The organism is Wolbachia endosymbiont (group B) of Scrobipalpa ocellatella (assembly GCF_964188425.1).
In the GTDB taxonomy this organism is placed as follows: Bacteria; Pseudomonadota; Alphaproteobacteria; order Rickettsiales; family Anaplasmataceae; genus Wolbachia.
In genome coordinates, this window is sequence record NZ_OZ077190.1 from 218,451 (window position 1) to 237,697 (window position 19,247).

Here is a 19,247-nt window from a genome sequence, read left to right on the forward strand (position 1 = left end):
ATTTGGATTACCACGAGTAGTTCTATAAACTAGATTAACTGTAAAAAAGGGCAAGTGTATGCAAATTTATTACTTCTCTTTCCACTTCCACAATCAAACAATTTTGAATGTTTCTTATTTGACTTGCCAACAATGAGAATTGGTATAACTGCTAGCTCCGTCTTTCAGCTATGGCATTAAACAATGACATGCATAAGATCTAATAATATGTATAATTTATAAATAATTTTTGAGGTAAATTGTGAAATTGGGCGTTAATATTGATCACGTTGCAACCCTTCGCAACGCACGTGGAGCTTCTTATCCAGATCCATTAAAAGCAGCAAAAATAGCTATTGATGCTGGAGCAGATTTTATCACCGTACACTTACGAGAAGACAGAAGGCATATCAGAGATGAGGATGTATTCAATCTAAAACAAAACATTAGCACTGAGTTGAACCTTGAAATTGCAGCTACGGAAGAAATGCTCAAAATAGCAAAAGAAGTAAAACCCTATTCGATTTGTATAGTACCAGAAAAAAGAGAAGAATTAACAACCGAAGGTGGCCTGAATATCGTGAATATGCACAGTAAACTTTCTGGTATAATAGAGGAAATGCATAGCTTTGACATAAAAGTCTCACTGTTTATCGATCCAAATATTAATCAACTAAAATATCTTGAGAAGCTAGAAAGAAAGCCTGACATAATAGAAATTCACACAGGGGATTACTGTGATAATCCATCAGAAGAAAAATTAAAACTTATTACTAACTCTGCAGAATACATTAATAAGCTAGGAATAGAATGCCACGCAGGGCATGGCATAAATTATAAACATGCTAAAAGAATAAAAGAAATACCTCACATCTCAGCTCTTAATATAGGCCATTCTTTAATCAGCGAGGCTATATTTCATGGCTTACACAGTGTAACTAAAAAGATGAAAATGACAATATCTAAGTAGCTTATACTTTCTCTTTGATATTTAAAGTACTTGAAAGAGCTTGACTTGCTTTAAACCTTACTCTTTTCTTTTCAGGAACGGTCATAATCTCACCATTTTGAGGATTACGGCATTGTCTTTCCTTACTTATAGCAGTAGAGAATGTCCCTATTCCATGCAAACGTATTTCACCTTTACGATTTAGATCGTTCTTGATTGTTTCCATAAAAATATCATGAATCTTACTCAAACTAGCTTTTGTTATATCTATACCTTGACTAGAGCACTCTTGACTCAGTTGGTTTACTATATCTTCTTTACTCATAAATTACCTTAATATTGAAAAATTACATAAACAGCATATTATGCTAATACCAATAGTCAACTAAATTCGTCATAAAAAGAGAAAATGTCATAAAACCTTGTAAGAACTTGTATAATATTTACAAAAAAATACCATTATGAAACAATTATCTCTTAGAAAACTGACATTTTTTCCGAGCTTTATGTTGACCATATTTCTTACGCTCAACAACACGTGAATCTCTAGTTAAGAATCCACCCTTACGTAATATAGAGTGTAGATCTTGACTTATACTACTTAAAGCTCTGCTTATTCCATGAGCTAAGGCACCTGCTTGGCCAGATAGTCCTCCACCTTTTACAGTTGCAAACACATCATACCTATCTAACATAGAAGTTACTATGAATGGCGCTTTAATCATTTGACACACTGATTCTCTTTTAAAATAAGAAATTAAATCATCTTTTTTATTAACACTAAATTTTCCACTTCCTGGCTTTATCCATACTCTTGCTACAGATTCTTTCCTTCGACCTGTGGCATATGAACGACCAAGTGAGTCAATCATTGCCTTTTTTGGCTGATCATTATTATTTATTTTCACTTTTTACTCCATTATTTCTTATTTTTACGATTTAAAGAGGCAAAATCTATTTTTTCAGGTTGCTGTCCTTGATGCTTATGTTCTGAACCAGAATAAACATACAAATTTTCAAACCGTCTACGTGCCATAGGACCATCATCAAGCATTCTTTTTACTGCCATTTTTATCACACGCTCAGGGAATTTGCCATTTAAAATATTATCTGGAGTAGTTTTCTTTAAACCACCAGAATAACCTGTATGCCTATAGTAGATTTTATCTTTAAGTTTCTTTCCGGTAAAATGTACCTTTTCTGCATTAACAATAATTACATTATCTCCACAATCCATATGAGGCGTGTATTCAGGCTTATGCTTTCCACGCAATAGCGCTGCTACAAACGCTGCAAGCCTTCCTACTACTAATCCTTCTGCATCTATAACAAGCCATTTTTTATCGACTTGTTTCTCTTTTAAGAAAAAAGTTTTCATATATCAATACATAACAGTAGATTATGATACACTGAGTTGCTTGATAGTGTCAATAACATTAGTTACAACATTAGTTATTGATTATTAAAGTAATTTATGCTAATAACTTAAACAACATGCTAGAAAGCAAAATGTTTCGATTGATTATTATACTTATAATTGCTTTTGGTACTATAGGTTGCTATGCAATCGATTTGGAAGAAGCCATAAGCAAAGCTATCAAAAACAGCTCAAAAATAAAGTCTCAGTTTTACCAATATAAGAGTGCTGAAAAACAGCTGAAATCTTCTGGATTGGCTGGATTTTTACCTGACATTAATTTACAATATAATTTCGATAGTAATTTTAATATTATTAACGATCGACAAAACTCTGGAAAGCGTCTAACATTAAGCCAAAGAATAATAGACGGTGGGGGCACTTTTGCTACATTTAGCCGATCAAGTCATCTTCTTAAAGCAGCAAAAATTAGATTTCAGCAGTCAAAGCAAGAAGTTGCACTCAGCGCTGTGAAAGCATATGTTAATGTTTTACAAAAGGCAGAAATATTAAAACTGGGGGAACATAAAGAACGTGTTTCTTTAGAACATTTGTCAGCTATGAAAAAACGCTTTTCTCTTGGAGAAGTTACTAATGCTGAGGTTTTATTCGCAAAAGCAAAATTTTCATCTTCTATATCCAAAAGAGTTGATGCTGAAGGTGAATTAAAGCTCGCTAATATTGCTTACTATCATTTAATTGGTGAAGATGCTGATAATCTTCACGAGACTAATGGTAAACTACCTTCTATACCAGAATTAAATGAATGTTTACAGTTAGCAAAAACCAACAACTTGTCCCTAAAAGCAGCTATTTATAAAAAAAGAGCTGCTGGAATGGAAGTGATTGCTGAAAGTTCCAAGTGGCTTCCTTCTTTGAATCTAAGCGCAAGTAAAAATTTTGGAAAGGACAATATAAAATTAGACACGTTACTAGAAAATGTGAATGTTGTCTTTACTCTTGATATTCCGATCTTTAAAAGAGGAGTTAATGTTTTTGGTGTTAGTAGAGCTAAAATGGATGCAAAACAATCCACTTACGATTATTACGAAGCAGTAAAAAATATAGAACAAGCAGTTATAAATGCTTGGAATAACGTGCTGACAGCAAAAGCTATTATTAAAGCAAGTCAAGAAGCAGAAAAAGCAGCAGCTTTAGCATTGGAAGGAGTTGCGCAAGAAGTAAACTTAAATTTAAAGAGCACAATTGATCTTTTGGATACTGAAGATGAACTATTTAAAGCACGTTCCGATCTAATTCAGGCAAAAAGCAATTATGTAATTAGTGTTTACAACTTGCTTTTTATGATAAATAGTATAAACCTTTAAATTTAATGGTATGAGCGATAATCAATCTGTAAAAGATATACTAGAAGATATAAAAAAAGCTATATCGGGTAAAAATCCAAGTGGTGATAGAGCAGAAATAATAGATGAAGATGATGACGTATTATGCCTTGAAGAGGAGTACCCAGAAGACATCGAAGAAAAAGAAAATAGTGAAGAAGAGAATAATTGCCAAAGTGAGAAAATGAATAACCAATTTAATAGTTACAACTCAGAAGAGAAAAATTTGTATGATAATATCCAAATGAGTAATAACAAAGTGAGCTATCAAGAACAAAGTAACGAGCATTTAGTTTTAAAAGAAAATATGGAGGAAATTAAAACATTGCTTGAAAAGATGCAAAGCGAACTACGGCATAAACAACAAAAAAGAGCGGATCTTACTGTTGAAGAATTAGTTGTATCTCTTTTAAAACCTCAGCTTTCAGAGTGGCTGAATAAGTATCTACATGCATTGGTAAAAGAAGTAGTTGAAAAAGAGCTCAAAGATATAATCAATAATAAGTAGGTTATTAGTATAAAGACCAGAGTAAAAACAGCTAGAGGTAGAAAGTTATCTTCAACAAGATGGCTACATCGCCATTTGAATGATCAGTATGTGCAAAAAACCAATAAGGACGGTTATAGATCGCGCTCGGCATATAAGTTAATAGAAATAGACGATAAATTTAAACTACTCCAACAAGGGCAAAAAATTATTGATCTTGGCGCTTTTCCTGGTGGATGGTCACAAGTTGCATCTAAGAAAGGAGCGAGTGTGATTGCTGTTGACATAAAACCAATAAACGCAATTAGTGGAGTAGAGTGTATACAGTGTGATATTATCAGCGAACTTGAAATTTTAAGAGAAAAATTCAAGGATCACAAATTTGATGTAATTTTATCTGATATGGCACCAGAATCTTGCGGTTTAAAATCGTTAGATCATATCAGAATTATGCTTTTATGCGAAGCAGCGCTCAATTTTGCAAAGCATTTTTTGAATCATGATGGCAAGTTCGTAGTAAAAATTTTTCAAGGAGAGTCTGATAAAGATTTCTGCAATGAGCTAAAAAAAATGTTTAAAACAGTAAGATACTTCAAACCAAAGTCAAGTAGATCTGAATCTACAGAAATGTATTTGGTCAGCTTAGGCTTTATTGGTAGCAACCCTTCTATATAGAAGATACTTACAGAAATGTTGACGAATCTTATCCTATTAAACTGAAGATTAATAACGCTCGCACAAAAGCCCCTTTTTCTTGCTTGAGTGTTTATGATAGTTAATTAAATTCTTGACTTTATTGCTTAAGTATATAATAATTAAAGTATATTATTATTTTTATAGGAGAATTTTATATGTATTTAGCATTGTTCGAACAGGTATTAGGTATAGTAAATCGTGAAAATGATTTGAATGGTGATAACATAGTTGAAAAAATAAAAGAGCAACTAGAAAAAGTAGACCCACCTACTTGTAAAGAATGGGAGAAGAAAAGTTCTGATATAAATTATAAATTTAGTGTTGATTCTTATTTTGGCAAAGAAGAATTAACATTATTGCATATAGCATGTCTAAATAATCAAGAAAGTGTAGTAAAAGCTCTATTAGAAGCACAGGATATAGGTGTTAATTTGCAAAATCAATCTCAAGAAACTCCTTTACATTTGGCTATTGAAAAAGGTAACGAAAATATAGTAAACGCTCTATTAGCAGCACAAGGTATAGATGTTAATTTGAAAAATCGATCTCAAGCAACTCCTTTACATTTGGCTATTAAAGAAGGTAACGAAAATATAGTAAAAGCTCTATTAGCAGCACAAGGTATAGATGTTAATTTGCAAAATCAATCTCAAGAAACTTCTTTACATTTGGCTATTGAAAAAGGTAACGAAAATATAGTAAAAGCTCTATTAGCAGTAAAAGGTATAAAGGTTAATTTGCAAGATAACGATGAAAAAACTCCTTTACATTTGGCTATTGAAAAAGGTGACGAAAAAATAGTAAAAGCTCTATTAGCAGTAAAAGGTATAAAGGTTAATTTGCAAGATAACTATGAAAAAACTCCTTTACATTTGGCTATTGAAAAAGGTGACGAAAAAATAGTAAAAGCTCTATTAAATAAGGGGGCTAGTGTTAATTTGCAAGATAACTATGAAAAAACTCCTTTACATTTGGCTATTGAAAAAGGTGACGAAAAAATAGTAAAAGCTCTATTAAATAAGGGGGCTAGTGTTAATTTGCAAGATAAAAGTAAAAGCGCTCCTTTACATCTTGCTGCTGAGAAAGGCAAAATTGAGATAGTAAATGCTATATTAGATAAGAACCCTAGTATTAATCTTCCAAATAAATGTGGACACACTCCTTTGTCCGTTGCTGCTCGGGAACATCATAAAAAGATAGTAAGAGCTCTATTAAAAGCAGGTGCTGATCCTTTATTAGATAATCTTGATAACAAAACTCTAGATAAAGAACTTACTGAAAACGCAATTATGCTAGCAATAATCTTGGGTGTTGGTATATTTGTTATTGCATCTGTTGTAGCTGCGATAATAGTTACTTCTGCATATTTTATTGGTGTGTCATTATCAGTAGGTGCTATGGCTGGGATAGCTGTGGCTGCTGCTGTACTCACAGGACTTGTTGCTGGTGGCATTATATATGAAGTGTTGAAGCCTTGTGATGAGTTAAAGGAGGCTATTGCAAAAAAAATATCAAATCTTAGTCAGAATAGTGCAGTGGACGATAGTAAGCCTAATTGTAGTCTAGAAAATCCTGAAACAAGCTTACTGGCACCATTAAAAGATTTTATAAATAATGTAAAAAGTTTTTTCGCTATTTAAGGAAGAAGTCTCTTCTTCCTTTTTTTCCAATTTTTTATTTAGCAAGGTATCTAGATACCTTGCTTAACACCAAAACAGAATTAAGGTTTAAACATCCTAGGTGTATTAACACTCATTTTGAAGACAGCAAATGGTGTCATCCCAGCGCCCTCTTTCTTGTTATTCCAATACTGGGATTCAGAAAACTGACCAGGTTGGTCACGCGCTGGCTCTCTAAAATTACTTTAGTTGTAAATATTAAGAAATTTACTAAATAAAAAAAGACAAAAGAATCCCCGTATAGCGAGTTTTAATAATGTAAATTGATAATGTGCTAACAAGCGCGATTTGGCTGAATGTAGAAAAAATAAAAAAAGCTGCTATAATTTTATGTAATTTGCCAATAAACACCTGAATTTTGTCGTTGAGCCCAAAAAACAAGGATAAATACCTTTATTGGTATAATAAGGAAAGTGGGAAGGTTTGTCAAGTAATAAAACTAGAGGGCTCAAATGAAAGAAGGTAAACTCTAAAGTGTACGTTCAGTAGCACTTTCTATAAGAGAGATTGTATTATCTATTCCATAAAGCTTGATAAAAGATCCCATTCTAGGGCCGGTTTTTTGGCCAAGCAGCGTTTCATATAGCAACTGAAACCAATCGCGTAAGTTATTGTAATTATGTTTTTTTCCGATGGAGAAAACCTGAGATTGAATCTCTTCAGCAGTGGCTGTAATAGGCAGGGAATGTAGGTTGTTCTTTAAATCTAGTAACGCTTCTTTCTCTTTTTCATTTGGAGCTTTATATGCTTTTGTTGGCTTGATAAAGTCATGGTAATACCTAACTGCAAAATCTGAAAGCCTATCTAGCATTTTGTTGCTTTCTGGTGTAACGTTTGGTGCATAAGTTGATATAAAACCCCAAAGAATCTCTTTGTTTTCAGCATTACAAGCTGCTGCCAGGTTTAAAAGTAACGAAAAATTTATGCCTGAAGTTTCTACGTTTGGAACTTTACCCTGGTGGATGTGCCATACAGGACTGTTTACATCCTTTTCTTTACTTTCATTATAACGCTTAACAAATTCCAAATATTCATCAGTTGATTTTGGTATCACATCAAAATATAAACGTTTAGCTTTTTTAGGACTCTGAAAGATGTATAATGCTAAACTCTCTGTGGGTGCATAAGTTAGCCACTCCTCAATTGAAATACCATTTCCTTTTGATTTTGATATCTTCTTTCCTTCTTTATCAAGAAATAACTCATAGCAAAACAAAAGCGGTGGCTTTTCTCCAAGTATTTTACATATTTGACTTGAAAGCACAGCAGATGGTGTTAAATCTTTTCCATGAGCTTCATAATTGACTCCAAATGCAGCCCACCTCATCCCCCAATCAGGTTTCCATTGCAGTTTACATTTTCCTTTTGTCACTGGAACTTCTATTTTTTCCCCGTTTGGGTCTTCATACGTGATTGTTCCTTTATCTGTATTTGTTTCAATTACTGGAACTTGTAAAACTTGGGAAGTTTTTGGGCATATCGGCAAGAATGGACTATAGGTTTGCTGCCTTTCTTCCCGAAATGATGGAAGCATTACGTCCATCACTTTATCATAATTTTTCAGCAGGAGTAAAAGTTTTTCATCGTAAACGCCAGATTTATAACACTCTGTTGCACTCCTAAATTCGTATTCAAATCCAAACAAATCAAGAAATTTACACAACAACGAATTCATGTGATGACCATAACTCTCATGAGTGCCAAATGGGTCAGGTATCATGGTTAATGGCTTGTTCAGATTCTCTCTTAGCATTTCCTGATTTGGTACATTATCTGGTATTTTTCGCAAACCATCCATATCGTCGGAAACTGCAATGATTTTGGTTTTTATACTAGGAGCTATTTTTTTTAGAGCGTTTGCAATAACTGTGGTACGAAAAACTTCCCCAAAAGTACCAATATGTGGTAAACCCGATGGACCATAACCAGTCTCAAATATTATCTCTTTTTTATTAGGGAATTCTTGTAGTATTTTTTCTGCTTCTTGAAATGGCCAGCTTATAATCATTGAATTTAAATTAATTATCTTACCTAAAGTGCTATTCATTTCAATAGATTTTTAATTAATGATGTAGTATTAGTGTTAGAGCTCTTATTAGAAGGTTAAAGATATGTCTACTGGCAGCATACAAACGAATCAATTATTTAAAGGTCTTACAAGACCTGCAATGCTCTTTGGTGTGAGTTATATGTTTGCAATATTAAACGTTCTAATTTGCATGCTAATTTTCATTAATACAAATGATCTTAGAGTAATTCTCCTGATGTTACCAGGTATACATGGACTTGGCTATATAGCTTCTGCAAAGGAACCGTTGTTTATTGAGTTATTTATGGTAAAGTTGGGAAAATGTTCCAAATGTTTAAATCGGTTTTATCATGGAGCCAATTCTTATGACATTACTTGATGTTATGCAATGTTGAGATTTAGAGCTATTCAATCAAAGAATAAATCTATTCTAAGTAGAGAGGTTCACGCTGCCGAATTTATACCTTATTCTTGCTATTGGAATAGTACAACCTTGATAACAAAGCAGAATTGGTTAGTTAAATTTATAAAATTAAATGGCTTTGCGTTTGAAACGGCCGATGATGAAGACTTGGTGATACAAAATAATATCAGAAATCAGATGCTAAGAAGCATTTCATCTCCAGCATTTAGTTTGTACTTTCATACCATCAGGTGTAAGAAGAATATCTTTTCTGATGAATTTGCAAACCAGAGTTTACCAAATTTTTTTGCTAACCATGTAAATCTAAAATGGAGAGAAAAACACGCAACTAGGCAATCTTTTATTAATGATTTATACATTACGATTATTCGTAGGGCAGATACAAAGGGAGTAGAATTTTTATCACATCTACTGAAAAAATTTGGGCATGTAACTTCAAAACATGCTTGGGAAAGTGATATGCGTGATACCTATGAAGATTTAGAAGAAACGACAAATCGTATAGTAACAAGCCTTAGGAATTATTCGCCTAAAGTCCTTGGAGTAAAAGAAACTCCAAACGGACTGTTTTGTGAAATAATGGAGTTTCTGTCTAGAATTGTAAATTGTGGCTTTGTTACAAATACGCTTTTTCCACTAAAAACTGAAATATCAAGATACTTACCAGTTCATAGGTTATTTTTTGGCCATAAGATGATACAGGTTGTGACTCATAATGAAAGTAAATATGCTGGAATAGTTAGTATCAAAGAATATGGAAATAATACTTCCGCAGGAATGCTTGATTCTTTTTTACAACTTCCTTATGAATTTATTATCACGCAGTCTTTTCAATTTACAAATAGGCAAATGGCAATTGCGAAAATGCAGATACAGCAAAATCGTATGATACAATCTGCAGATAAAGCTATTTCTCAAATAGCAGAAATTTCTCATGCGCTTGATGATGCAATGAGTGGTAAAATTGCGTTTGGTGAACACCATTTAACTATCTTATGTATAGAAAAAAGCCCTAAATCATTGGACAATGCTTTATCATTGGTTGAATCGGAGCTTTCTAATTGTGGTGTTTATCCTGTTCGTGAGAGGGTTAATCTAGAACCAGCATTTTGGGCGCAAATTCCTGGTAATTTTGATTATATAGTAAGAAAAGGTACAATAAGTAGTCTTAATTTGGCCGGTTTTGCATCTCAACATAATTATCCTACTGGTAAAAAATTCAATAACCACTGGGGAGATGCTGTTACAGTTTTTGATACAACATCTGGCACTCCATTTTTCTTCAACTTTCATATAAGGGATGTTGGACATACTATGATAATTGGGCCAACAGGTGCTGGCAAAACTGTTTTAATGAATTTTTTATGTGCTCAAGCAATGAAATTTTCTCCAAGAATATTCTTTTTTGATAAAGATCGCGGTGCAGAAATTTTTTTAAGAGCACTTGGTGGTATCTATACTATAATAGAACCAAGAACTAAGACAAATTTTAATCCTCTGCAACTTGACGATACTCCTGATAATAAAACATTTTTGATGGAATGGATAAAATCTTTAATTTTAGTGTACAACGATAAATTCACTTCAGAAGATATTGCTAGAATTAATGATGCAATTGAGGGAAATTTTAAATTAAAAAAAGAAGACAGATTTTTGAGAAATCTTGTACCATTTTTAGGACTTGCGGGCCCTGATACTCTAGCTGGAGCAATATCTATGTGGCATGATGATGGCTCTCATTCTGCAATATTTGACAATAAAGAAGATTTGCTAGATTTTTCAAAAGCAAGAGTGTTTGGCTTTGAAATGGCTAGCTTGCTAAAAGATCCTGTTGCTCTTGGGCCGGTCTTGATTTATTTGTTTCATAGGATTAGTATATCGCTTGATGGCACTCCATCCATTATTGTTCTTGATGAAGCATGGGCGTTAATAGATAATCCAGTTTTTGCACCTAAGATAAAAGACTGGTTGAAAGTGCTGAGAAAGTTAAATGCTTTTGTGGTTTTTGCTACTCAGAGTGTTGAAGATGCAAGTAAAAGTGCTATTAGTGATACGCTTGTACAGCAGACAGCAACACAAATTTTTTTGCCAAATCTGAAAGCTACTAGTGTCTATCGAGATGTTTTTATGTTAACTGAACGTGAGTACATACTGATCAAACACACAGATCCAAGTACTAGATTCTTTTTAGTAAAGCAGGGAGTTAATGCTGTAGTAGCTAGAATAGATCTGAAAGATTTGGATGATGTGGTCAACGTGTTATCTGGACGTGCGGAAAGTGTTCTATTGTTATATGATATACTGAAAGAAGTCGGAGATGATCCAAAGATGTGGTTGCCTGTGTTTTATCAAAAGGTGAAAAATGTTTAAAACTAAACTGTCATTACTGTTAGTTGCGATATTTTTGTTAAATATAGATTTTTTGCTCTCGTATCCAGTGTTTGCAGATACAGTAAGTGGTACTGACAAAACGGAATTTGTTAGCAGATTTAATTCTACTGGCAGCTTTAGTCGTGCTTCTAATCCTGACTGTAAGGCGTTTGAAACAGCTGCAGCAGTTGCTGGGATAGCAATTGCTATTGGTGCAATATTTACTGGTATTGTTTTGATTGTCTCTTCTGCTGGTTTATTTACTGCTCTTGTTATCGTTGGAATGATAGCTGCAATTGTTGGGGTTTGGAAGGCGATAGGAGGACTTGTTGTTTGTGAGCATAGTTTTGTTAAACACCCAGTTGCACGTGATCATGATGGAAAGTATAAAGATTTCGAATTCTCAAAATCAGAATACTCAAAATATTCAGATTGCACAAATAAGAATTATCAAAAGGAAGATGAATATTTTAAATGTTTTGATGGGGCAAATGGATCAATAGAAGTAGGTAGAAAAATAGAGAAGGGCATTTTAAACTCCATACCTGACCAAAATACTGGTGGTTATTACTGGCCAAAAAACGGTGTGCAATACAGTGAATATATAGAAGTATGCCATAGAAATCCTTTAACATTTAGCAGATTGTTTTGGTTAGATACATCAATAAAAGCAGACTTTGATGTTAGAGAGAAGGACACTGGATATGAAGGTGGGTCATGGTCTCCAAAAGTTGATGGTGATCTGGAATGTAAAGTTCTTAAAGCAGGACAAAGCGAAACCATACATGGGTCAACATTCAAGGCAGTAAAAAAAATGGACAGATTGTGTGTGGAGCTGGCAAGTGTGAGAATGCTTGGTATCAAAATGACTCCTTGGCCGCAAGGGGTTGATATGGGATGCACAGAATTGCCACCTGACCCACTTGCTCCTATGTGTGAAAAATCTGTGATGATATTCAAAAATAAAGATGGTACAGGTGAATATGAGGAAGATCTTAATGATTCTAAAAATAAGGACAAAGATTACAAAACTATTATAAGGGAAAAGAAAGGAGAGGGAAAAATTTTTGTAGGTTATAATAATGCCAGTTGTTTTAGCCAGTATGTCTCTGAAGCTTGCTACAATCAAGCGGGAAGTAAGTCATTATCTCCTATTCCTATAACTTCTATGATAGTGCAATGTATTAAGGAGTCGTTAGATAATTTAGTGGCAGGTATTGATTCAAGTGGTAACTTACTTACAGACAAAAATGGACATGCTAAGGGTAGTTTTTTGTCTGTAGCACAAAAAAGACTGAAGAACACTGTTACTGCTATCTTAATTTTAGCTTTGATATTGTTCTCTATAAAAGTTATGTCTGGTGGAGTGCGTAGTCCGCAAGAAATGTACATGTTGATCATTAAATTCGCTTTAGTGATTTACTTTACGACAGGTAGCACTATGTCTCATTATTACGGGGAATTAACAAAACTTTCGAACGGCTTATCAGAAATAGTGCTTAAAGCTTCATCTGAGAGTAAAAATATATGTAATTATGAGGCAGGTAAAGATTATGAATACGATCGTGCAGGGCAGAAGGTATCCTACAGTTATCTTGCACCTTGGGATAGGCTTGATTGCAGAATTTTATTTTATTTAGGTGCCCCTTTAGATGGAATTGGTGGCAAAATTGGTACTGGAGGTGTTGCAACGTTAGCGGTCTTGCTTGGCGCTGCTCCTGTCTTGTTAGTTGCAGGTTCGGTGATTGGTATTATTTTCGCTGGTGGACAAATTTTAGTAGCTCTTGTCTGTATATTTATGGCCATTTTGATGATGATGGTTATTTTATGGATGTGCTATGTATTTATCTTATCTTTAGTTGCGCTTAGTGTAATTATCATCTTATCGCCTTTATTCATTCCTATGGTTTTGTTTCAACATACTAAAGGATATTTTGATGGTTGGCTAAAAGAGTTAATTACCTACAGTTTATACCCAGTTATCCTCTTTGCATTTCTATCTTTTATGTTCATAGCATGTGATAAAATCTATTTTAAAAATTTAAATTTTAAACTGGACGAGTCATATAAAAATGAACAACCAGACAAGTCATATGAAAAGAAACAAGCAGAAATCTCATATAGTAAGAAAAAACAGTGGTTTAAATTGAAAGATGGGGAATGTGATAAAAATGAAACTACTCTCGCATGTATGATGCAAAATTATAGCTTTAAAAAGAGCAGCATACTTGGTCTATTCGACTTTAGATACATGGAGTTTGGCAGCTCTCTAATCGGAGAATTATTAAAATTGTGTTTAGTATTATTCCTCTTTTACCACTTTTTAAACGTTCTTCCCGGCATGGCTGCTGAGCTTGCTGGTAATCACAGAGCAGCACTTGGTTCAGGTAGCACTCCTGCACAAATGGTGAATAAAGCTTTATCTGCTGCCAAAGCTGCTGCTGGAGGTGCTGGTCAAGTTGCTGCTGCGGCTGTAAATAAGGCAAGAGGGGCTATTGGAGGAGGTGGAGATGATAATAAGGGATCGGGATCTTCCTCTAGTGAATCTATAAAATCAGGTGGAGAGTGAGCGCAGGTGAGTAACAGATGTTTGAACATTTGAGCAACCAAAATTTGGTTAAGCTATGCATAAGTTTTGTGATACTCTTTTTATTATCTGGGTGCGGGTGTATTAAGCCAGAAGATTCATCAGGCTTGCGTGAGAAATTGGATATAGTGTCAACAGAGCAGAAATGGGTTGATTCTGGAGTCTATATTTCGGATAAAATAAAAGTAACAGAGATTAATATAGTACCTAATAAGGTTAATTTTTGTTCGCAATATAAAGATTTTGCAATTGAACCTGGAGTAAGAAACGTTACATTACCGTTTGCGCTTAAAGCTGGCGATGCGATAAGCTTTAGTGTTGTTGGAAGTAAAATGTGTAAAAACAATAATGGCATGGTCACCTGCAAAAAAATTGACGAAAATTGCAGTGAAGGGGAAAAGGAGTATTTTTCACATGTTTTAAATCAAGAGAAGTGTCAAGGTGAAATATGTCCTAATAAATATGAAATAGGCAATGCACAATGGTTAAATGGAAAAGAGTACTGGTCTTCAGAATTAGATCAAAGTGAAAGAGAGGAAATTAGAAATGTCATCGACTCTATAAAACAGCAAGGGGAAAATGTAGACTGTAGCAAGCTTTCAGAGAGCAGTGCAAGTAAGATAGATACGCGCATTTTAAATTTACTCTGTGGACGTATATGTAAATTTTCTTTCGGCAGCGGAGAAAAAGGTTGCGTATATATTGAATACAATAGTATAGAAGGTGAGATATTCAATACTTTAAATTCTAGAGGTGAATCTGTTATTGCTGAAATTATTGATAACGTATTAAAGGAAAAACGGGTAAAAACTGACATTACACTATTACGTGTTCACATGGATAATGAGGAATTTGAACACATTCCAGGAGGCGGTATATGTATTAACTGTGATCATAAGATAGATCGTAACCATCCAAAACCAGAGTTAACTTTTAGTTTAGGTGATGGTAAGGGCAAGGGTGGTTTCAATATAAGAGTAACGAAGAACCATAGTCTAAAAAACAACTTATATATACATGTTTCTGATAAGTTTCCTGAGCACAATCCTGGTGAAATTCTGGGGGATATACCTGTGGATATCAGTGAAGTTCATAATACTGAGTATATGGAAAGATTAAAAGAAAAGCTAAAAGACAAGAGTGGCACTATATATTACGGAATAAGAGATCATGGCTGTGATTATAAGAAAAATGAGGGTCAGTTTAGTATTAATCTTACAACTAAAGAGCCACCTGTAAGAACTTTTAGTGCGATATATAATTTTTTTGATGAAAAAGTAAAAACTGCATTTTTCGGTTCTAGCTACAAAGACACTAACGCGATTCACTCTGATACTAGCCCTGTGAAGTCTCTTTATCAAAGTTTTGTAGCATCAAATAGAACAAATACCATCAGATCTACAATAGTGTCGTTATTAGTATTATATATAGTTTTATACACCCTTTATTACTTTTTTGGATTGTCTCATGCTTCTATATATGAATTTTTAATTATATGTGTAAAGATAGGAGTTATTACCCAATTGCTGAACGATAACAGTTGGAGTTTTTTTTATAACAATGCATTTTCTATTTTTGTTAATGCTCCAAAACAGTTAATAGAAATAGCAAATTTCAGAGGTACAACATCAAATGTTTTTGAATTTCTTGATTTACCGCTCAATAGGTTTTTATCAGCACACTCAGTGTTACTAATAGTATCTCTTATATTCTCCGGTCCTTTGGGTATTGTATCGTTTTGCTTGGTGATTTGGGGTTTGATAACAGTGAGCTTATCGATGTTTAACGCCTTATTTTCTTTTATCACATCTATAGCAATAGTTGCATTATTGCTTTCCTTGGCGCCTCTTTTTATTATTTGCCTTCTATTTGGATATACTAGACAGATGTTTCACAATTGGGTCAAAAATTTAGCAAGATTTGCAATTCATCCGGTAGTGCTTTTAATTTTTATATCATTAATAAGCCAGGTTATGGATTATATTGTGTATTCGGTCTTTAATTTTGAGGTCTGTCCTACATGTATACTTAATCTTAACTTAAAGATTTTTAATCCTTGTATTATTTATGGTTATGCTTCCAAACATGCACCTAATATCACCGCTATGATGGCTTTTGTGATTTTGGGACATGCTATGAAAGCTTTAGTTGAGGCATCTTCAACAATATCTGATTCGTTGTTTGGTGTTTATGTGGCAAGCGAACCAGGAAGGCAATATCAGCAAAGCTTAATGGGAACAGTAGGTTTAGATGAACAAAGTATCCAAAGAAGAGCAGGTCAGCAATCTGGTACACCAAGTCGAAGACCTCAAATACCACAATCAGCTCAAAGATCAGCACCTAAAATACCGACAAACACAGGAAATCAATGATGAGCAGAAAATCATTATTATTGATACTATGTCTTGTAATTACTGGCTGCACAATGGATTGTGTTGAACCTGGGCTGCAGAGCAGAAATACTAGTGTCAGTATAGATGTTCCAGTTCGTGAAGCTGGCGAAGGAGTTAAAATTCATTGGGTTGATTCTGGTCAAGTAATTAGCAAGGATGAGAAAATCAAATTTACTCTTGGTGGGTCAGTAAATTTTTGTCCTCTTAAAGAAGGGAAAAATCCAAAGAGAGTACTTGTGCCCGCTGTATTTTGTGCTAATGATTTAATACCAAATTACAGTAATAAGTTAACTGATAATGCTAGTCTTGATGAACGAGAAATATGTGGGGATATAGGCTTTGGAAATAATGAATTCTATAGCAATAGACGTTATGTAGATACTGGAATTAAAGCAAATCCTGGTGATAAGTTAAGCTTTAGCTTAGTTCCCAGAGAGATAACGATTGATTATGACAATCCACAAGGAAAAGGTATCAGTTTTGATGATAATTGCTATAGAACTGAAAAAGGGGATGAAAAAGATAGAGCTACAATAAGAGACATGCTAAACGGAGGAAAGTTCTTTTGTGGAGAAAGTGGTAAAAGAACTGTAGTAGAATTTCCGCCGCTGAATAAAGAAGAAATGAATAAAAGAAGAGTGCTAGTTGGCAATGGCTACACTCCATATGATAATAAGGTACATTTTAATAAGGATTATATTCAAAATTCATGGATAAATGGTGCGTTGTTAGATCTACGACGAACTAAAATAGGACTGAATGAATTATGTAATGGGAAAAGGTGTGATTTTAATGAGCTGAACAAATACAGTTCTTATGAACTTAATTGTTACTATCAGAATATATGTTACAACGCAAAAGGTATAGGGGAGAATTGCGTCTCTTCTATAAGGTATGAGAAGTATGATAAAGGAAATACATGTGACATGTATTCTCACCTTAAACGTATTGAGGATGAACTAAAAAAGATTGAAGAAAATAAGAGGGATTCTAAGCAGATTGACATTAATTTAATATCAAATTCTAAATTAAACTTCAAAGAGGACAGAGGAGATATTTCTTGGGCCGAAGCTCTTGTTGCAAAAATTGGCGATTTTGATGATCAGGATACTGCTAAAGGTATTCAATGTTTTCCAAATGAGAAAGGTGCGAAAGGAGATAATGTATGTTCACAGATTAATTATAAATTTGAAGATTACTCTCTGAGATTAAATCATGATTATAAAATAAAAGGTATAACACCTGGTAGTAGTGTGATGCTTGCTATAGCAAGTAATGGCAACTACCAACTTCATAGAGGTGGATATCATGTTGAAGTAACTAGATCATGTAACTTTGATGGTGGTAAAAAATTGTATGTGTACTTAGGTGATAATCCGCCAAGGGATCCATCTGCTCGAAAGACTAATGATTTCAAAAAAGTAAAGAGGTTGGATAAAATAACAGAGGATAATGTAGACTATTACATAATAGATGGAAGTCATTTGGTAAATGAAGAGTCTAAGAAAATATATTTTGGTATTAATGTAGAAAACGTAGAGAAAGATGATATTACGGACAAAGATAGCAAATATTATGAAGATAACAAATACACAGTAAATTTATTTTTAAAAAGAAAAATAAACGATTTTATTTCATCAACTGTAAACAAGATTTTTGATTTCATAACAGACGGGAGTGAAGACGGAATTAAAATTCCATATGAAGGATATAGAAAGGGGCTTCTACAAGGAATAAGAGCTTTGCTTATTCTATACGTTATATTTACTGTTGTTGGCTATATGCTTGGAACAATACAATTAAGTAAATTCGATTTTATTATAAGAATATTCAAAATAGCATTTATAGCTTTTGCTTTTAGTGATAGAAGTTGGGAATTCTTTGGTACAACTTTGTCTGGGCTTTTTGTTGAGGGTAGCATTTATTTAGTTGATAGTTTTTCTGGCTATATAGGAGAAGGAGGTAAAAAATTTGCATTCTTAGATTTAACAGCCGGAGTATTATTTACAGGAGAAACATGGCTGAAATTTTTATCTTTAATGCTATCAGGACCTTTTGGCTTTATTGCATTTTTAGCAATACTTTATGCTACTTTTGTGTTTTTAAGATGCATTATTAGTGCTACGTTTAAGTATGTAATATCTACTGTTTTAGTGGCATTTTTATTGTCATTGGCACCTTTATTTATCGTATTTATTCTATTTCAACAAACTAAAACATTATTTGATAATTGGATAAAAACGCTGGCTCATGTTTCATTGCAACCAGTCATTTTATTTTCATCCTTGTCTCTTTTAAACCAGTTAATGTATTCAGTTCTATACAACCTCACAAATTTTTCTGCATGCTATCAATGCTTAATTAGTGTAAATTTTTTATCGTATGATCTGTGTCTTATGAAATCAATATTACCTCTTGGGTATAGTCCTGGTACTAGTGTTGATGTTGCGCTCAGTACTGGAGAAAGGGCTGGTGGGCACTTTGCAGCATTACCTATAGATCTAATCCAGGCATTTATATATCTCATCATTGCTAGTGCAATGGAAGCTTTTGTTTCTATATCAGAAACTATGGCGCAGGCGTTGTTCAGCTCTGGTTATGGAGTTGCTCAAAGTGTTAGTCATATTTCTAGGAGCGCATCACAAGCTATGCTGTCAACTGTTGGCCTTGATGATAGAACCCAAAATATGATACATAACATCAAGCAGGGAATGAGTAAAGATCGTAGCAAAATTGAAGCTAAATTGCCTGATACACCAAAGCAAGCAGATGGGAAAGGGAGTGCTGGCAGAGAAATGAGCAAATCTGAAACACTAAGCCAGCCAGATAAGCAAAAGGATTCTGATAAAACAAAAGGACAAGTCAAGGAAGATTGATGAGATATATGGAGT

At 33.8% G+C, this 19,247-nt stretch carries 14 protein-coding genes; 10 read left to right on the top strand and 4 right to left on the bottom strand.

What is annotated here, in order from left to right; genetic code table 11:
- Positions 1 to 241: 241 nt before the first annotated feature.
- Positions 242 to 949, top strand: coding sequence for a pyridoxine 5'-phosphate synthase (locus tag AB3210_RS00995; RefSeq protein WP_010402508.1), 708 nt, complete (start codon positions 242 to 244; stop codon positions 947 to 949).
- 1 nt (position 950) lies between these two features.
- On the opposite strand, the gene AB3210_RS01000 is transcribed toward AB3210_RS00995, so the two are convergent.
- The 3 genes from AB3210_RS01000 to rplM all read right to left on the bottom strand — a co-directional run bounded on the left by AB3210_RS01000 (position 951) and on the right by rplM (position 2,306).
- Positions 951 to 1,253 (bottom strand): HU family DNA-binding protein, encoded by a 303-nt coding sequence (locus AB3210_RS01000; RefSeq protein WP_052264861.1) that lies wholly within the window; start codon positions 1,251 to 1,253, stop codon positions 951 to 953.
- 145 nt (positions 1,254 to 1,398) lie between these two features.
- Positions 1,399 to 1,800, bottom strand: a complete 402-nt coding sequence (gene rpsI, locus AB3210_RS01005) for a 30S ribosomal protein S9 (RefSeq protein ID WP_052264863.1) — start codon at positions 1,798 to 1,800, stop codon at positions 1,399 to 1,401.
- Positions 1,801 to 1,847: 47 nt separating this feature from the next.
- Positions 1,848 to 2,306, bottom strand: coding sequence for a 50S ribosomal protein L13 (gene rplM, locus AB3210_RS01010; protein WP_006014941.1), 459 nt, complete (start codon positions 2,304 to 2,306; stop codon positions 1,848 to 1,850).
- A 116-nt stretch (positions 2,307 to 2,422) separates the two neighbouring features.
- Here rplM and AB3210_RS01015 point away from each other — a divergent pair, with 116 nt between their 5' ends.
- From AB3210_RS01015 to AB3210_RS01030, 4 genes are all read left to right on the top strand, one after another.
- The gene (locus tag AB3210_RS01015) at positions 2,423 to 3,673 is read left to right on the top strand and encodes a TolC family protein (protein WP_230608990.1); all 1,251 of its coding nucleotides are present in this window, start codon (positions 2,423 to 2,425) and stop codon (positions 3,671 to 3,673) included.
- Positions 3,674 to 3,683: 10 nt separating this feature from the next.
- Positions 3,684 to 4,199, top strand: a complete 516-nt coding sequence (locus AB3210_RS01020) for a PopZ family protein (RefSeq protein WP_007302034.1) — start codon at positions 3,684 to 3,686, stop codon at positions 4,197 to 4,199.
- A 75-nt stretch (positions 4,200 to 4,274) separates the two neighbouring features.
- Positions 4,275 to 4,853, top strand: coding sequence for an RlmE family RNA methyltransferase (locus AB3210_RS01025; RefSeq protein WP_052264860.1), 579 nt, complete (start codon positions 4,275 to 4,277; stop codon positions 4,851 to 4,853).
- A 176-nt stretch (positions 4,854 to 5,029) separates the two neighbouring features.
- Positions 5,030 to 6,514: an ankyrin repeat domain-containing protein gene (locus AB3210_RS01030; RefSeq protein ID WP_149168643.1), complete on the top strand. Its 1,485-nt coding sequence runs from the start codon at positions 5,030 to 5,032 to the stop codon at positions 6,512 to 6,514.
- Between the two features lie 508 nt (positions 6,515 to 7,022).
- Here AB3210_RS01030 and AB3210_RS01035 read toward each other — a convergent pair.
- Positions 7,023 to 8,600 carry a lysine--tRNA ligase gene (locus AB3210_RS01035; protein WP_052264803.1) on the bottom strand — a complete coding sequence of 526 codons (1,578 nt, stop codon included), beginning with the start codon at positions 8,598 to 8,600 and terminating at the stop codon, positions 7,023 to 7,025.
- A gap of 64 nt (positions 8,601 to 8,664) precedes the next feature.
- On the opposite strand from AB3210_RS01035, the gene AB3210_RS01040 reads away from it, so the two are divergent.
- Genes AB3210_RS01040 through AB3210_RS01060 form a run of 5 tightly spaced genes read left to right on the top strand, consistent with a single transcriptional unit; the run spans position 8,665 to position 19,232 of the window.
- Entirely contained in the window at positions 8,665 to 8,961 is a 297-nt protein-coding gene (locus AB3210_RS01040; protein WP_006015054.1) for a type IV secretion system protein VirB3, read from the top strand.
- Positions 8,962 to 8,970: 9 nt separating this feature from the next.
- A complete protein-coding gene (locus AB3210_RS01045) occupies positions 8,971 to 11,376 on the top strand; it encodes a VirB4 family type IV secretion/conjugal transfer ATPase (protein WP_367363645.1) in 2,406 nt (801 codons plus the stop codon).
- Positions 11,369 to 13,945: a type IV secretion system protein gene (locus AB3210_RS01050; RefSeq protein ID WP_007302029.1), complete on the top strand. Its 2,577-nt coding sequence runs from the start codon at positions 11,369 to 11,371 to the stop codon at positions 13,943 to 13,945. The genes AB3210_RS01045 and AB3210_RS01050 overlap by 8 nt, the downstream gene beginning before the upstream one ends.
- A gap of 17 nt (positions 13,946 to 13,962) precedes the next feature.
- On the top strand, positions 13,963 to 16,335 hold the full coding sequence (locus AB3210_RS01055) for a type IV secretion system protein (RefSeq protein ID WP_052264801.1): 2,373 nt from the start codon (positions 13,963 to 13,965) through the stop codon (positions 16,333 to 16,335).
- Positions 16,332 to 19,232, top strand: coding sequence for a type IV secretion system protein (locus AB3210_RS01060; RefSeq protein WP_052264800.1), 2,901 nt, complete (start codon positions 16,332 to 16,334; stop codon positions 19,230 to 19,232). Before AB3210_RS01055 ends, AB3210_RS01060 begins: the two co-directional genes overlap by 4 nt.
- Positions 19,233 to 19,247: the final 15 nt, after the last annotated feature.